Here is a 12435-nt window from a genome sequence, read left to right on the forward strand (position 1 = left end):
GAACAACTCCTCCTTGGCTCAAAGACCGGCACCCCTTCCCTCGACGGGAATCGCATTCGAAGATGGAGCCTCCACTCTCCACCCCAATGCACCATCAATGTTAGTATTAAGCCGGCTTAATTTCTTCGGCCGGCGCGGGCTTGTGGATCAGCGGCGCTGCTTCCAGGACCAAAGGGCTCAACCCGCTATCTCCATGATCGATGATCGCGAAAAGCTGGCGCCGCATGCGCGGCTCCCAGAATTTGTTGATATGCGTGGCAACGCCCTGAACCGCCTCGCCTGCGGGCTGAGTCTTGAAGAAAGTGGCGATCTGGTTCGCCATATAGATGAGCCTTGTTTCGGTCTTGCCATGCGGCGTTTCGTCAGGCGACATCGGCGATGCTCCCCGGAATGATGCGATGCGGATGGGTGAAAATCTCAAAATCGTCGCCGCGCACCAGCGCTACCAGCGTCATGCCGGCTTCATCGGCTGTGCGGATGGCAAGCGCCGTCGGCGCGGAGATGGCGACAAGCACGGAACTGCCCAGTATCGCCGCCTTCTGCACCATCTCGACCGACAGTCGGCTGGTCACGGCCACGATACCCTCGCCACCCCTGCGGCCGGAGCGGATGACCGCGCCGCAGAGCTTGTCGAGCGCATTGTGCCGGCCGACATCCTCGCGCACGGCAAGCAGGCCCTCGGACGGGGTATAGAAGCCCGCACCGTGAATGGCATGAGTCTCGCGATGCAGCGGTTGGGCGTCGTTCAGAAGCGCGATCGCGCTGACGATATCCTTCTGCGTCAGAGTCAGGGCGATCTTGGAAACGTCAGGCACCTTGCGCACGGCCTGCTCGATCGATTCGATGCCGCAGAGGCCACAGCCGACCGGGCCAGCCATATGGCGGCGGCGCAGCCGCAAGGCATCCGCAGCATCATCGACGAGAGTGATCTGCACGTCGATCCCCTGCTCGTCCTCGATCGGTTCAACGGCCGCGATCTGAGCGATATCGGTAATGATCCCCTCGGTCAGGCTGAAACCGACGGCGAAGTCCTCGATATCGGCGGGTGTGCCCATCATGACCGCATGCGAGGTGCCGCCATAGGAAAAGGCGATCGGCACTTCCTCGGGGACGATGCGGGTGCCCGAGCGCACCAGGCCATTGCGGCGGGCAGTTTCGGGGACGGTGGTGGTGGGCGTGAATTTGGTCATTGCATGACGGGGCGTGGAATACCCCCCTCTGTCGCTATCGCGACATCTCCCCCACAAGGGGGGAGATTGTTCGGAGTTTGCGGCTCATTCCTCGCGAAACAATCAGCTGCTATTTCTACGGGCTCGAAGTTTGCTTGGATTGGGAGCGCACCACGAGTCACCAATCTCCCCCCTCGTGGGGGAGATGTCACGAAGTGACAGAGGGGGGTATCTTTCCCCACGCTCAAACTCACTCCGCTGCCTCCATCTTCCCGGCAATACGACGCGACTGCCGGGCCTGCTCGTCATAATCGACCTGCCACTGCGATGGACCGTTCGACGGCGAGACCTGTACGGCCGTCACCTTGTATTCCGGGCAGTTCGTCGCCCAGTCGGTATAGTCCGTCGTGATGACGTTTGCCTGCGTATCCGGATGGTGGAAGGTCGTGTAGACGACGCCGGGGGCAACGCGGTCGGTAATCAAAGCCCTGAGCGTCGTGTCGCCGGAGCGGCTGCTGAGCCGGATCCAGTCGCCCTCACGGATGCCGCGCTGCTCGGCATCGTGCGGGTGGATTTCCAGGCGATCCTCCGCATGCCAGACGACATTCTCGGTGCGCCGCGTCTGGGCGCCGACATTGTACTGGCTGAGGATGCGCCCGGTCGTGAGCAACAGCGGGAAGCGCGGGCCGGTGCGCTCGTCGGTCGGGACATATTCCGTGCGGATGAACTTGCCCTTGCCGCGCACGAAGCCATCGACATGCATGATCGGCGAACCGAGCGGCGTCTTCTCGTTACAGGGCCACTGCACCGAGCCCATCTTCTCCAGATAATCGTAGGAGACGAGCGCGAAGCTCGGCGTCGTCGCGGCAATCTCGTCCATGATCTCGGAGGGATGTGTGTAATTCCAGCCAAGCCCCATGGCCTGCGCCATCTTCTGCGTTACCTCCCAGTCGGCATAGCCGTTGCGCGGAGTCATGACCTTGCGCACGCGATTGATGCGGCGCTCGGCATTGGTGAAGGTGCCGTCCTTTTCGAGGAAGGTCGAACCGGGCAGGAAGACATGCGCATAATTGGCGGTCTCGTTCAGAAAGAGATCGTGGACGACGACGCATTCCATCGCCGCAAGGCCGGCTGCGACATGCTTGGTATCCGGGTCGGACTGGAGAATGTCCTCACCCTGGATGTAGATGCCCTTGAACGTGCCTTCCACGGCGGCATCCAGCATGTTCGGGATGCGCAGGCCCGGCTCGTTGTTGAGCTTCACGCCCCAGAGCTTTTCGAAGATATCGCGGGTCGCATCGTCGGAGATGTGGCGATAGCCCGGCAGCTCATGCGGGAAGGAGCCCATGTCGCACGAGCCCTGCACATTGTTCTGGCCGCGCAGCGGGTTCACGCCGACACCAGGACGGCCGATATTGCCGGTGACCATGGCGAGGTTGGCGATCGCCATGACCGTGGTCGAGCCCTGGCTGTGTTCGGTAACGCCGAGGCCGTAATAGATCGCGCCATTGCCGCCCTTCGCAAAGAGGCGAGCGGCACCGCGAACGAGTTCCGGAGAAACCCCGGTATATTTTTCCGTTTCCTCCGGGCTGTGCTGCGGCTCGGAAACGAAGGCGGCCCAGTCCTCGAATTCGGACCAGTCGCAGCGTTCGCGGATGAACTTCTCGTCGAACAGGCCTTCGGTGACGATCACGTGCGCCAGCGCCGTCATCATGGCAACATTGGTGCCGGGCTTGAGCGGCAGATGATAGCTCGCCTCGACATGCGGCGTGCGCACCAGGTCGATGCGGCGCGGATCGATGACGATGAGCTTGGCGCCCTGGCGCAACCGCTTCTTCAGGCGCGAGCCGAAGACCGGATGACCGTCCGTCGGGTTGGCGCCGATGACGATGACGACATCGGAATGCTCGACGCTGTCGAAATTCTGCGTTCCGGCCGAGGTGCCGAAGGCCTGGCCGAGGCCGTAACCAGTCGGCGAATGGCAGACGCGGGCGCAGGTATCGACATTGTTGTTGCCGAAGCCGGCGCGCACCAGCTTCTGCACCAGATAGGTTTCCTCATTGGTGCAGCGCGAGGAGGTGATGCCGCCGATCGAATCGCGGCCATACTGATATTGCAGCCGCTTGAACTCGGTGGCGATATGGGCAAAGGCTTCGTCCCAGGTCACTTCGCGCCAGGGATCGGTCACCTTCTCGCGCACCATCGGGTTGAGAATGCGGTCCTTGTGGGTCGAATAGCCATAGGCGAAGCGGCCTTTGACGCAGGAATGGCCGCGATTGGCCTGGCCGTCCTTCCAGGGCACCATGCGCACCAGCTCCTCGCCGCGCATCTCCGCCTTGAAGGAGCAGCCGACGCCGCAATAGGCGCAGGTCGTGACCACCGAATGTTCCGGCTGGCCGATCGAAATCACCGATTTCTCGGTCAGCGTCGCGGTCGGGCATGCCTGCACGCAGGCGCCGCAGGAAACGCACTCGCTGTCGATGAAATTCTCGTGCATGCCGGGCGAAACGCGCGAGCCGAAGCCGCGGCCCTCGATGGTCAGCGCGAACGTGCCCTGCACTTCCTCGCAGGCGCGCACGCAGCGCGAGCAGACGATGCACTTCGAAGGATCATAGGTGAAATAGGGGTTGGACTCGTCTTTCGGCATCCATTTCAGATTGATGTCGCCGTTGTTGCGCGCCTTGACGTGGTTCTCGCCCTCGTAGCCGTAGCGCACATCCCGCAAGCCGACGGCTCCGGCCATATCCTGCAGCTCACAATCGCCATTGGCGGCGCAGGTCAGACAGTCGAGCGGGTGGTCGGAGATATAGAGCTCCATCACGCCGCGGCGAATGTCCTTCAGCCGGCCGGTCTGCGTATGCACGACGATGCCGGGTGCCACAGGCGTGGTGCACGAGGCCGGCGTGCCATTGCGGCCTTCGATCTCGACGAGACAGAGGCGGCAGGAGCCGAAAGCATCGACCATATCGGTGGCGCAGAGCTTCGGCACCTGAATGCCTGCTTCCATCGAGGCACGCATGATCGACGTCCCCTCGGGGACGCTGATCTCACGCCCGTCGATGGTCAGCGTCACCATGGTTTCGGAGGTGGAGGCCGGCGTGCCGTAATCGATTTCTGGAACGAGGGACATGGATCTTACTCCGCCGCTTCAATCAAGGGAGCCGGAGAAAAATCCTCCGGGAAATGGGTCATTGCGCTCATCACGGGATAGGGCGTAAAGCCGCCGAGTGCACAGAGCGAGCCGAACTTCATCGTGTTGCAGAGATCGGCAAGCAGCACCCGGTTCTTCTCCGGCTCGATTCCCTGCGCGATCTTGTCGGCCGTCTCGACGCCGCGCGTCGAGCCGATACGGCAGGGGGTGCACTTGCCGCAGCTTTCGACCGCGCAGAATTCCATCGCGAAACGCGCCTGCTTCAACATGTCGGCGGTATCGTCGAAAACGACGATGCCGGCATGGCCGATCAGACCGTCCTTGGCCGCAAAGGCTTCGTAGTCGAATGGCGTGTCGAACAAGGCGCGGGGGAAATAGGCCCCGAGCGGGCCGCCCACCTGCACCGCCTTGACCGGCCGCCCCGTCGCCGTGCCGCCGCCGATCCTGTCGACGATGTCGCCGAGCGAAAGGCCGAAGGCCGTTTCGTAAAGGCCGCCATGCTTGACGTTGCCGGCGATCTGCAGCGGGATCGTGCCGCGCGACCGGCCCATGCCGAAATCGCGGTAGAAAGCAGCGCCCTTGTCCAGGATGACGGGGACGGAGGCGAGCGAAATCACGTTGTTGATGACGGTGGGACAGTTGAACAGGCCCTTATGCGCCGGCAGCGGCGGCTTGGCGCGCACGATGCCGCGCTTGCCCTCGAGGCTGTTCAGCAGCGCCGTCTCCTCGCCGCAGACATAAGCCCCGGCGCCAGTGCGGATTTCCATGTCGAACGCCTTGCCGGAACCAAGCACAGAAGCGCCGAGAATGCCGGCCTTTCGGGCGATTTCGACAGCTTCGGTCATCGCGGCGATCGCATGCGGATATTCCGAGCGCGTATAGACGAAACCCTTGGTCGCGCCGGTCGCCAGCCCAGCGATCGCCATGCCTTCGATCAGCACGAAGGGATCGCCCTCCATGATCATCCGGTCGGCGAAAGTGCCGCTGTCGCCCTCGTCGGCATTGCAGACGATATATTTGCGGTCACCCGGCGCATCGAGCACCGTCTTCCATTTGATGCCGGTCGGGAAGCCTGCACCGCCACGCCCGCGCAGGCCGGAATCGGTGACGTCCTTGACGATGTCGCCAGCCGCCATGTCGATTGCGCGGCGCAGTCCCTTTAGACCGCCATAGGCTTCGTAATCCTGCAGCGAAAGCGGATCGGTGATGCCGCAGCGGGCAAAGGTCAGGCGGGTCTGTTCTTTGAGGAATGGGAGGTTTTCCACCTCCCCAAGACAGAGCGGATGCTCGCCGCCTTCGGCGAGCCCGGCATCGAACAATGCAGAGACATCCTTGGCCTTCACCGGTCCATAGCCGATGCGCCTGCCATCGATCTCGACTTCGACCAGGGGCTCGAGCCAGAACATGCCGCGCGAGCCGTTGCGTACGATGCGCGCATCCAAGCCGCGTTTGGCAATTTCCTGCGTGACGGCTTGCGTCACTTTCTCCGCGCCGAGCGAAAGTGCAGCGGCATCGCGGGGGATATAGATGGTGAGCGTCATTGGCGCGCCTCCTTCACGAGGTCGTCCGCGCTTTCATCGTCGAGGCGGCCATAGAGTTCGCCGTCGAGCATCGCAGCCGGAGCGCAGGCGCAAAGCCCGAGACAATAGACAGGCTCCAACGTCACGCTGCCATCGAGCGTGGTCTGATGGAAATCGATGCCCAGGAGCTGCTTGATACGCTCTGCGATCGCATCACCGCCCGTCGACTGACAGGCCTCGGCGCAACAGAGCTTCAGGACATGCCGGCCAGCGGGATGATCGCGATAGTCGTGATAGAAGGTCATGACGCCATGCACTTCGGCGCGCGAGAGGTTCAACGCCTTGGCGATCAGCGGCAGCGCATCCTGCGGTACGTAGCCGAATTCCTCTTGAATCCCGTGCAGGATCGGCAAAAGCGGCCCCTCCATCGATTTCATGCGATCGATGATGGTGCCGGCCCGGGTTGCGATATCGCCCGCGGCCTGATTCAAATTCATTAGCAGCCTCCCGCGCATAGCTTCCGAAAACCGAAGGCGAATCTTCGAAAAAGGCTTATGCGGCATTTCCTCCTGGCGTGCGATCGACACGCCACAACGATAAGCTCGCAGGGAGACGGCAAAGGATCAATAAGGCAGTCCCGTCGTTCGATAGGAGTTTTCTATCGATTCTTATTCTCTTCCGCGAGCAATCGCGCCTCGTGCAACAAGGCGGAGACAAGGGGGGTAAAGGGTTCGCGGTGCGTGGCGACCAGGCCGACGAGATGCTCGGCGTCAGGCTCGGTGATCGGGATCTTGTGAATATCGGCCGGAAAACCGAAGGAATCGGCAATATTCTTCGGCATGATGCTCGCCCACCGCCCGGTCTGAACATGCGAAAACAGCACGATCATCGAATTGGATTCCAGCGTCGGCCTGGCCGTTGCGCCCGCTTCGGCAAGATGCCGATTGATGATGCGACGATTCTGCATATCGGCGGTCAATAGACAAAGCCGAAGATCGCCGACTTCCTTCCAGGTGACGGTCTCGCGTTCGGCAAACGGGCTGCCGGCCGCCGTGATCAGATGATAGCGCTCCGCATAGAGCGGCACACTGGTGACGCGGCCGAGCGGCTCGTTTTCCAGGTAGGTGATACCGGCATCGATCTCGAGATTTTCAAGCAGGCTCAAAACCTGCAGCGAATTGCGCGATAAAATGGAGAAGGTAACGTCCGGATGCCTTTCCTGGAAAGGCGTGGTGATTTTCTGCACCATGGCAAGCGCTGTCGGAATCGCCGCAATCCGGATGTGGCCGGCAAGACCCTTGCGCGCAGCCCGCATCTCCTCGCGCATGGTGCGGCTGTCGCCGACGATGCGGCGGGCCCATTCCAACACGCGCTGCCCCTCGGGCGTCAGTCCCTGGAAGCGGGAGCCGCGGCTGACGAGCATCACGCCCAGTTGGTCTTCCAGCTGCCTGATCGCCGCCGACAAGGTCGGCTGCGTTACGCCGCACTCCTCGGCCGCGCGGCCGAAATGCTTCTGATTCGCCAGCGCGATGAAGAATTCCAGCTTGTCGATCATCCCGCTCTCCCGAAGCGAAAGAGTTAGACCGGCAGCCCGGTGAACGCAACATGCAAGGCTGTTTCAGACCTCAACATTCGCCCTGACAGAATGCCTTCCGCAACGAATCGACCACGGCGCAGATTTCCGAATGCGCAACGGCATAGTGAATGAGCCGCCCTTCGCGGCGGGTATCGACGAGCTTGTCCAGGCGAAGGCGCGCCAGATGCTGCGAAACGACGGCCTGCGGCAGATCGAGAAGAGCCTCGAGTTCCATCACTGTTTTTTCCCGCTTGGCGAGCATGAAGAGGATCGCCAGACGGGTTTCATGGGAGAGTGCTTTCAGCAGGGCGCTCGCCTTTCGAGCCCTGTCAGTCATTTCCTCGACATCATGCTCTGCGGCACCGCCTTGCGGTGGAGACGACAACATATCACGGCCTCTCGTGAGAACTCATACAGGGAAATGCTTATAATATTATCAAACCAAAAGCTGATTCAGAAAAGATACGGAAAACCAAAAAAGGTCCGTTTTATCAGCAGATAAGCTGGCCGCCATTGATCTCGATCACCTGCCCGGTGATGTAGCCGGACAACGTCGGCGCCGCGAGGAAAAGATAGGCGGGCGCACAATCCTCCGATGTGCCCAAGCGTTGCAGCGGGATCGACTTGCGCGTCTGCTCCAGCTTCTCCCTGGACGAATAGCGCTCGTGAAAGTCGGTCGATATCGTGCCGGGCGAGACACAGTTCACCCGGATGCCGTCCGGTGCCAGCTCGCGCGCCAACGCCTTCGAATAGGTCGAGACGAAGGCCTTGGAAGCGGAATAGATGGCAGAGCCGGGACTGCCGCCGGTGAGCGCGGAAATCGAAACGGTGTTGACGATCGCCGCCTGCTCGGCAACCCGCAGCAGCGGCAGCAATCCCCGCGTTACCTCCATGACGGAGGTCTGATTGAGATGGACGATCCCTTCATACTGCTCGTCCGTCAATTCACCGGCCGGAAAGCGCCCGACCATGGTGCCGGCATTGTTGACCAGGACGTCGACGCGGTCGAAACGCTCGCCGGCGGCGCTGACGAAATCCCGCGTGCCGTGGCCGGTCGCGAAATCGCCGGCAATAAGGAAGGCGCGGCGGTCGGCTTCCGCCTCCATCAGGAAATCAGGTAATTCACGATCGGCATTGCGGCCGATATGGACAAGCACATGCGCGCCGCAATCGAGAAACTGCCTCGCGACTTCCAGCCCGATACCGCGGCCGGCGCCGGTGACGACGACGTTGCGATTTTCGAATAGCTTCGGATGAAACACGATAACCTCCTAAACCGCACTCAATTCGCGCGTCGGTAATTGCGGAATTTTCACTTTATCATATGATGACGAAAAAACGAAAGAAAGGGAGCGAAAACCATGTTCCTATCCGGACGCCAGACCGAAATCCTCGAGATCGCCAAGGCGGAAGGCCGCGTGCTGGTGGAGGAGCTGGCGTCGCGCTTTTCGGTCACGCCGCAAACCATCCGCAAGGATCTCAATGATCTCTGCGATGGCCGCGTGCTGTCGCGCGTGCACGGCGGCGCGATCTTTCCCGGCGGAACCGAGAACGTGAAATACGAGGCGCGCCGCTCGATCGCCGCACCCGAAAAGCAGGCGATCGGCCGCGCCGCCGCCAGCATGATCCCCAACAACAGCTCGCTTTTCATCAATATCGGCACGACGACGGAAGCGGTCGGCGAAGCCTTGCTTGGCCATCACGAGCTGATGGTCATCACCAATAATATCAATGTTGCCAATAAGTTGCGGATTTTCCCATCCATCGAAGTCGTCATTGCCGGCGGCGTCGTACGTGGCTCGGATGGCGGCATCGTCGGCGAAGCCGCCGTCGATTTCATCAGGCAGTTCAAGGTCGACTACGCCGTCATCGGCGCCTCCGCGATCGATCCCGACGGCGCGCTTCTCGATTTCGATTTTCGCGAAGTGAAAGTGGCACAAGCCATCATTGCCAATGCCCGGCACGTCATTCTCGTCGCCGACAGCACCAAGTTCGAACGAACCGCCCCGGTCCGCATCGGCCACCTATCGCAAGTTCACACCTTCGTCACCGACGAATGCAGCATTGAATCCGTGCGATCCATCGCTGCGGAACATGACGTGCGCCTCATCGAAACCGACCGCCGGCCGGCCTGAGCGGCTCGGTTTCTGTCAAGAAACGTTCGTTTGACATTCGTATCTGTTTCGCTTTAGATGGATTAGTTTCGATTTCCATCTTCAGGGGATGGCTGACCTTTGCGGAGGGGCGGGTGAGCGAGCAGGTCTACGACATTTTCGTTATCGGCGGTGGCATCAACGGCTGCGGCATCGCCCGCGACGCCGCGGGACGCGGCTACAAGGTCGCGCTCGCCGAGATGAACGACTTTGCCTCCGGCACATCATCCGGTGCCACCAAGCTCATCCACGGCGGCCTGCGCTATCTCGAGCATTATGAATTCCGCCTCGTTCGCGAATCGCTGATGGAGCGTGAAGTGCTCTGGGCTATGGCGCCGCATATCATCTGGCCGATGCGCTTCGTCCTGCCCTATCATAAGGGCGGCATCCGGCCGGCCTGGCTCATCCGGCTCGGCCTTTTCCTTTACGACCATCTCGGCGGCCGAAAACTGCTGCCGCCGACGGCAACGCTGGACATGAAGAAGGATCCGGCCGGCAAGCCCTTGAAGGCGCTCTTCACCAAGGCGTTCGAATATTCCGATGGCTGGGTCGACGATGCCCGCATGGTGGTGCTGAATGCAAGGGATGCAGCCGATCGCGGCGCGACGATCATGCCGCGGACGAAGGTGATCTCAGCCCGCCGCGACGGCGCCACCTGGGCGATCGAAACGGAAGATGCGATCAGCGGTCAGAAGCGCCGGTTTCGCGCGCGCATGCTGGTCAATGCCGCCGGCCCCTGGGTCGATCATGTCTTGTCCGGTGCCTTCGGCAAGAACCAGGTCCACAATGTCCGCCTGGTTCAGGGCAGCCACATCGTCGTGCGCAAGAAGTTCGACGATCCGCGCGCCTATTTCTTCCAGAATCCCGACAACCGCATCATCTTCGCCATTCCCTATGAGCAGGATTTCACGCTGATCGGCACCACGGATCGCGACTACAAGGACGATCCGAAGGACGTGAAGATCACAGAGGAGGAAACCGCCTACCTGTGCAACGCCGCCAGCGAATACTTCAAGGAGCCGGTGCGACCCGAGGATATCATCTGGACCTACTCGGCTGTGCGCCCGCTTTATGACGACGGCGCGTCCAAGGCGCAGGAGGCGACACGCGACTACGTGCTGAAGGTGGAGGGCGATGAAGGCCAGGCTCCGCTGCTCAATGTCTTCGGCGGCAAGCTCACCACCTATCGCCGCCTGAGCGAGCATGCGCTGGAAAAGATCGGCGAGGCCATCGGGCTGAAAGGCACGCCCTGGACTGCCAAGAGCTCGCTGCCAGGCGGCGATTTCCCGGCTCGCGGCTATGACGCCGAAATCGCCAAGCTGAAATCGCGCTACCCCTTCCTTGCCGACCAGCATGCGCGCCGCCTCATCCGGCGCTACGGCACGCGGGCGGCGATGATCCTTGGCGACGCGAAGACGATTGCCGATCTCGGCCGCTGCTTCGGAAGCGATCTTTACGAGGCTGAGGTGCGTTACCTGGTCGAACAGGAATGGGCCTATAGTGCCGCCGATATTCTTTGGCGCCGCTCCAAGAAAGGGCTCTACCTTTCAAAGGAAGAAGCCGCCGCTCTCGAAAGCTACATGGCCGAAAGCCGCGTTCACGCCTGAGCGTGCGATTCACTCTGCGGGATCGAGCAGTCGCGGTCCCGCCCCTTCCTCGGAAAGCTGATCCCAGGGATTTCGCAAGGGACAGCTGTCGAGCGACAGGCAGCCGCAGCCGATGCAGCTGTCCAGCTGGTCGCGAAGCCCCCGAAGGCGTTCGATGCGAGCGTCGAGATCGTCTTTCCACACTTCCGAGAGCGCCTTCCAGTCGGCCGCCGTCGGCGTGCGTCCCTGGGGTAAGGCTTCCAGCGCCGCCTGGACCTCGGCAAGTGGGATGCCGACCCTTTGCGCCACCTTGATGATCGCAACCCGGCGCAGGACCTCGCGTGGATATCGCCGCTGGTTGCCGCGGCTGCGATGGCTCTCGATCAGCCCTTTCGCCTCGTAGAAATGCAGCGCGGAGACCGCAACGCCACTACGCGCCGCCACCTCGCCGACCGTCAGCTGCCTGGAAAATTGACCGGGCTCGATTTTTCCCATTTTACGCTATTGACCTCAACTTTACTTGAGGTTTTATAACCCGAGCTCCAAACCGCGTAAAGTAGGAGCAAGACATGACAGAAAGAACCCGGCTGGCGATCATTTACGGCAGCACCCGCCCCGGCCGCCTGTGTGACCGGGTGGTCAACTGGGTCGCTCGGGAACTGGCACACTATCCCCTCATCGACATCGATCTGATCGATCCCCTCGAATTCGACCTGCCCTTCCAGCACGATCGGGAGCATCCCGGCGTCGCCGCGCTTACAGCACGGCTTTCGGAGGCGGATGCCTTCATCGTCGTCACGCCCGAATACAATCACAGCTTCACCGCCTCGCTGAAATTCCTGCTCGATCTCGTCTATGAGCCGTGGCACGGCAAGCCCGTCGCCTTCGTCTCGTATGGCGGCATTTCCGGCGGCCTGCGCGCCGTTGAGCAGCTGCGGCTCGTCTTTGCCGAGCTGCATGCCGTCACCGTGCGCGATACGGTCAGCTTCGCCAATCCGTGGGGCAGGTTTGCCGAGGATGGCACGCTGGAAAATCCGCTGGACGCCCGGAAATCGCTGGTGCTCTTGATTGCGCGGCTGAACTGGTGGAGCAACGCCTTGAAGCCGGCGCGCGCAACGCGCCCCTATCGCTCCATCGCCGCCTGATTCCTTTTTCCAACATCCGAACCCGGTCTCTCGTTTCTGGCAGGTACGGGAGATCGGTTCGACGCCCGGATCTTGTACGATGGGTTCGGGCGTCGTGCTTTCGAGTATCCGCCTTGCCGAAACCGCCGCGATGAC

Annotated in this window: 12 protein-coding genes; 3 read left to right on the forward strand and 9 right to left on the reverse strand. The window is 61.6% G+C overall.

What is annotated here, in order from left to right; all coding sequences use genetic code 11:
- Positions 1 to 106 precede the first annotated feature (106 nt).
- The 8 genes from FP026_RS17330 to FP026_RS17365 all read right to left on the reverse strand — a co-directional run bounded on the left by FP026_RS17330 (position 107) and on the right by FP026_RS17365 (position 8678).
- Positions 107 to 373 (reverse strand): formate dehydrogenase subunit delta, encoded by a 267-nt coding sequence (locus FP026_RS17330; protein ID WP_149635875.1) that lies wholly within the window; start codon positions 371 to 373, stop codon positions 107 to 109.
- A complete protein-coding gene (gene fdhD, locus FP026_RS17335) occupies positions 363 to 1190 on the reverse strand; it encodes a formate dehydrogenase accessory sulfurtransferase FdhD (protein WP_149635876.1) in 828 nt (275 codons plus the stop codon). The genes FP026_RS17330 and fdhD overlap by 11 nt, the downstream gene beginning before the upstream one ends.
- 229 nt (positions 1191 to 1419) lie before the next feature.
- Entirely contained in the window at positions 1420 to 4299 is a 2880-nt protein-coding gene (fdhF, locus tag FP026_RS17340; protein WP_149635877.1) for a formate dehydrogenase subunit alpha, read from the reverse strand.
- A 5-nt stretch (positions 4300 to 4304) separates the two neighbouring features.
- Positions 4305 to 5861 carry a formate dehydrogenase beta subunit gene (locus tag FP026_RS17345; RefSeq protein ID WP_149635878.1) on the reverse strand — a complete coding sequence of 519 codons (1557 nt, stop codon included), beginning with the start codon at positions 5859 to 5861 and terminating at the stop codon, positions 4305 to 4307.
- On the reverse strand, positions 5858 to 6337 hold the full coding sequence (locus FP026_RS17350; RefSeq protein ID WP_149635879.1) for a formate dehydrogenase subunit gamma: 480 nt from the start codon (positions 6335 to 6337) through the stop codon (positions 5858 to 5860). The genes FP026_RS17345 and FP026_RS17350 overlap by 4 nt, the downstream gene beginning before the upstream one ends.
- A gap of 161 nt (positions 6338 to 6498) precedes the next feature.
- Positions 6499 to 7395, reverse strand: a complete 897-nt coding sequence (locus FP026_RS17355; protein ID WP_149635880.1) for a LysR family transcriptional regulator — start codon at positions 7393 to 7395, stop codon at positions 6499 to 6501.
- Positions 7396 to 7465: 70 nt separating this feature from the next.
- Positions 7466 to 7804, reverse strand: a complete 339-nt coding sequence (locus FP026_RS17360) for an ArsR/SmtB family transcription factor (protein WP_149635881.1) — start codon at positions 7802 to 7804, stop codon at positions 7466 to 7468.
- A gap of 103 nt (positions 7805 to 7907) precedes the next feature.
- Complete coding sequence (locus tag FP026_RS17365) at positions 7908 to 8678, reverse strand: SDR family NAD(P)-dependent oxidoreductase (protein ID WP_149635882.1); 771 nt, start codon at positions 8676 to 8678, stop codon at positions 7908 to 7910.
- A 99-nt stretch (positions 8679 to 8777) separates the two neighbouring features.
- On the opposite strand from FP026_RS17365, the gene FP026_RS17370 reads away from it, so the two are divergent.
- Entirely contained in the window at positions 8778 to 9551 is a 774-nt protein-coding gene (locus FP026_RS17370) for a DeoR/GlpR family DNA-binding transcription regulator (RefSeq protein WP_149635883.1), read from the forward strand.
- A 113-nt stretch (positions 9552 to 9664) separates the two neighbouring features.
- Complete coding sequence (gene glpD / locus FP026_RS17375) at positions 9665 to 11176, forward strand: glycerol-3-phosphate dehydrogenase (protein ID WP_149635884.1); 1512 nt, start codon at positions 9665 to 9667, stop codon at positions 11174 to 11176.
- A gap of 9 nt (positions 11177 to 11185) precedes the next feature.
- On the opposite strand, the gene soxR is transcribed toward glpD, so the two are convergent.
- Positions 11186 to 11650 carry a redox-sensitive transcriptional activator SoxR gene (soxR, locus tag FP026_RS17380; RefSeq protein WP_149635885.1) on the reverse strand — a complete coding sequence of 155 codons (465 nt, stop codon included), beginning with the start codon at positions 11648 to 11650 and terminating at the stop codon, positions 11186 to 11188.
- 74 nt (positions 11651 to 11724) lie between these two features.
- Here soxR and FP026_RS17385 point away from each other — a divergent pair, with 74 nt between their 5' ends.
- Positions 11725 to 12300 (forward strand): NADPH-dependent FMN reductase, encoded by a 576-nt coding sequence (locus FP026_RS17385; RefSeq protein WP_149635886.1) that lies wholly within the window; start codon positions 11725 to 11727, stop codon positions 12298 to 12300.
- Positions 12301 to 12435: the final 135 nt, after the last annotated feature.

This window comes from Martinezella tropici, assembly GCF_008370325.1.
In the GTDB taxonomy this organism is placed as follows: Bacteria; Pseudomonadota; Alphaproteobacteria; order Rhizobiales; family Rhizobiaceae; genus Rhizobium; species Rhizobium tropici_B.

Coding starts and splice junctions, on each gene's coding strand:
- FP026_RS17330 (WP_149635875.1), bottom strand. CDS start 373: ATGTCGCCTGACGAAACGCCGCATGGCAAGACCGAAACAAGGCTCATC.
- fdhD (WP_149635876.1), bottom strand. CDS start 1,190: ATGACCAAATTCACGCCCACCACCACCGTCCCCGAAACTGCCCGCCGC.
- fdhF (WP_149635877.1), bottom strand. CDS start 4,299: ATGTCCCTCGTTCCAGAAATCGATTACGGCACGCCGGCCTCCACCTCC.
- FP026_RS17345 (WP_149635878.1), bottom strand. CDS start 5,861: ATGACGCTCACCATCTATATCCCCCGCGATGCCGCTGCACTTTCGCTC.
- FP026_RS17350 (WP_149635879.1), bottom strand. CDS start 6,337: ATGAATTTGAATCAGGCCGCGGGCGATATCGCAACCCGGGCCGGCACC.
- FP026_RS17355 (WP_149635880.1), bottom strand. CDS start 7,395: ATGATCGACAAGCTGGAATTCTTCATCGCGCTGGCGAATCAGAAGCAT.
- FP026_RS17360 (WP_149635881.1), bottom strand. CDS start 7,804: ATGTTGTCGTCTCCACCGCAAGGCGGTGCCGCAGAGCATGATGTCGAG.
- FP026_RS17370 (WP_149635883.1), top strand. CDS start 8,778: ATGTTCCTATCCGGACGCCAGACCGAAATCCTCGAGATCGCCAAGGCG.
- soxR (WP_149635885.1), bottom strand. CDS start 11,650: ATGGGAAAAATCGAGCCCGGTCAATTTTCCAGGCAGCTGACGGTCGGC.
- FP026_RS17385 (WP_149635886.1), top strand. CDS start 11,725: ATGACAGAAAGAACCCGGCTGGCGATCATTTACGGCAGCACCCGCCCC.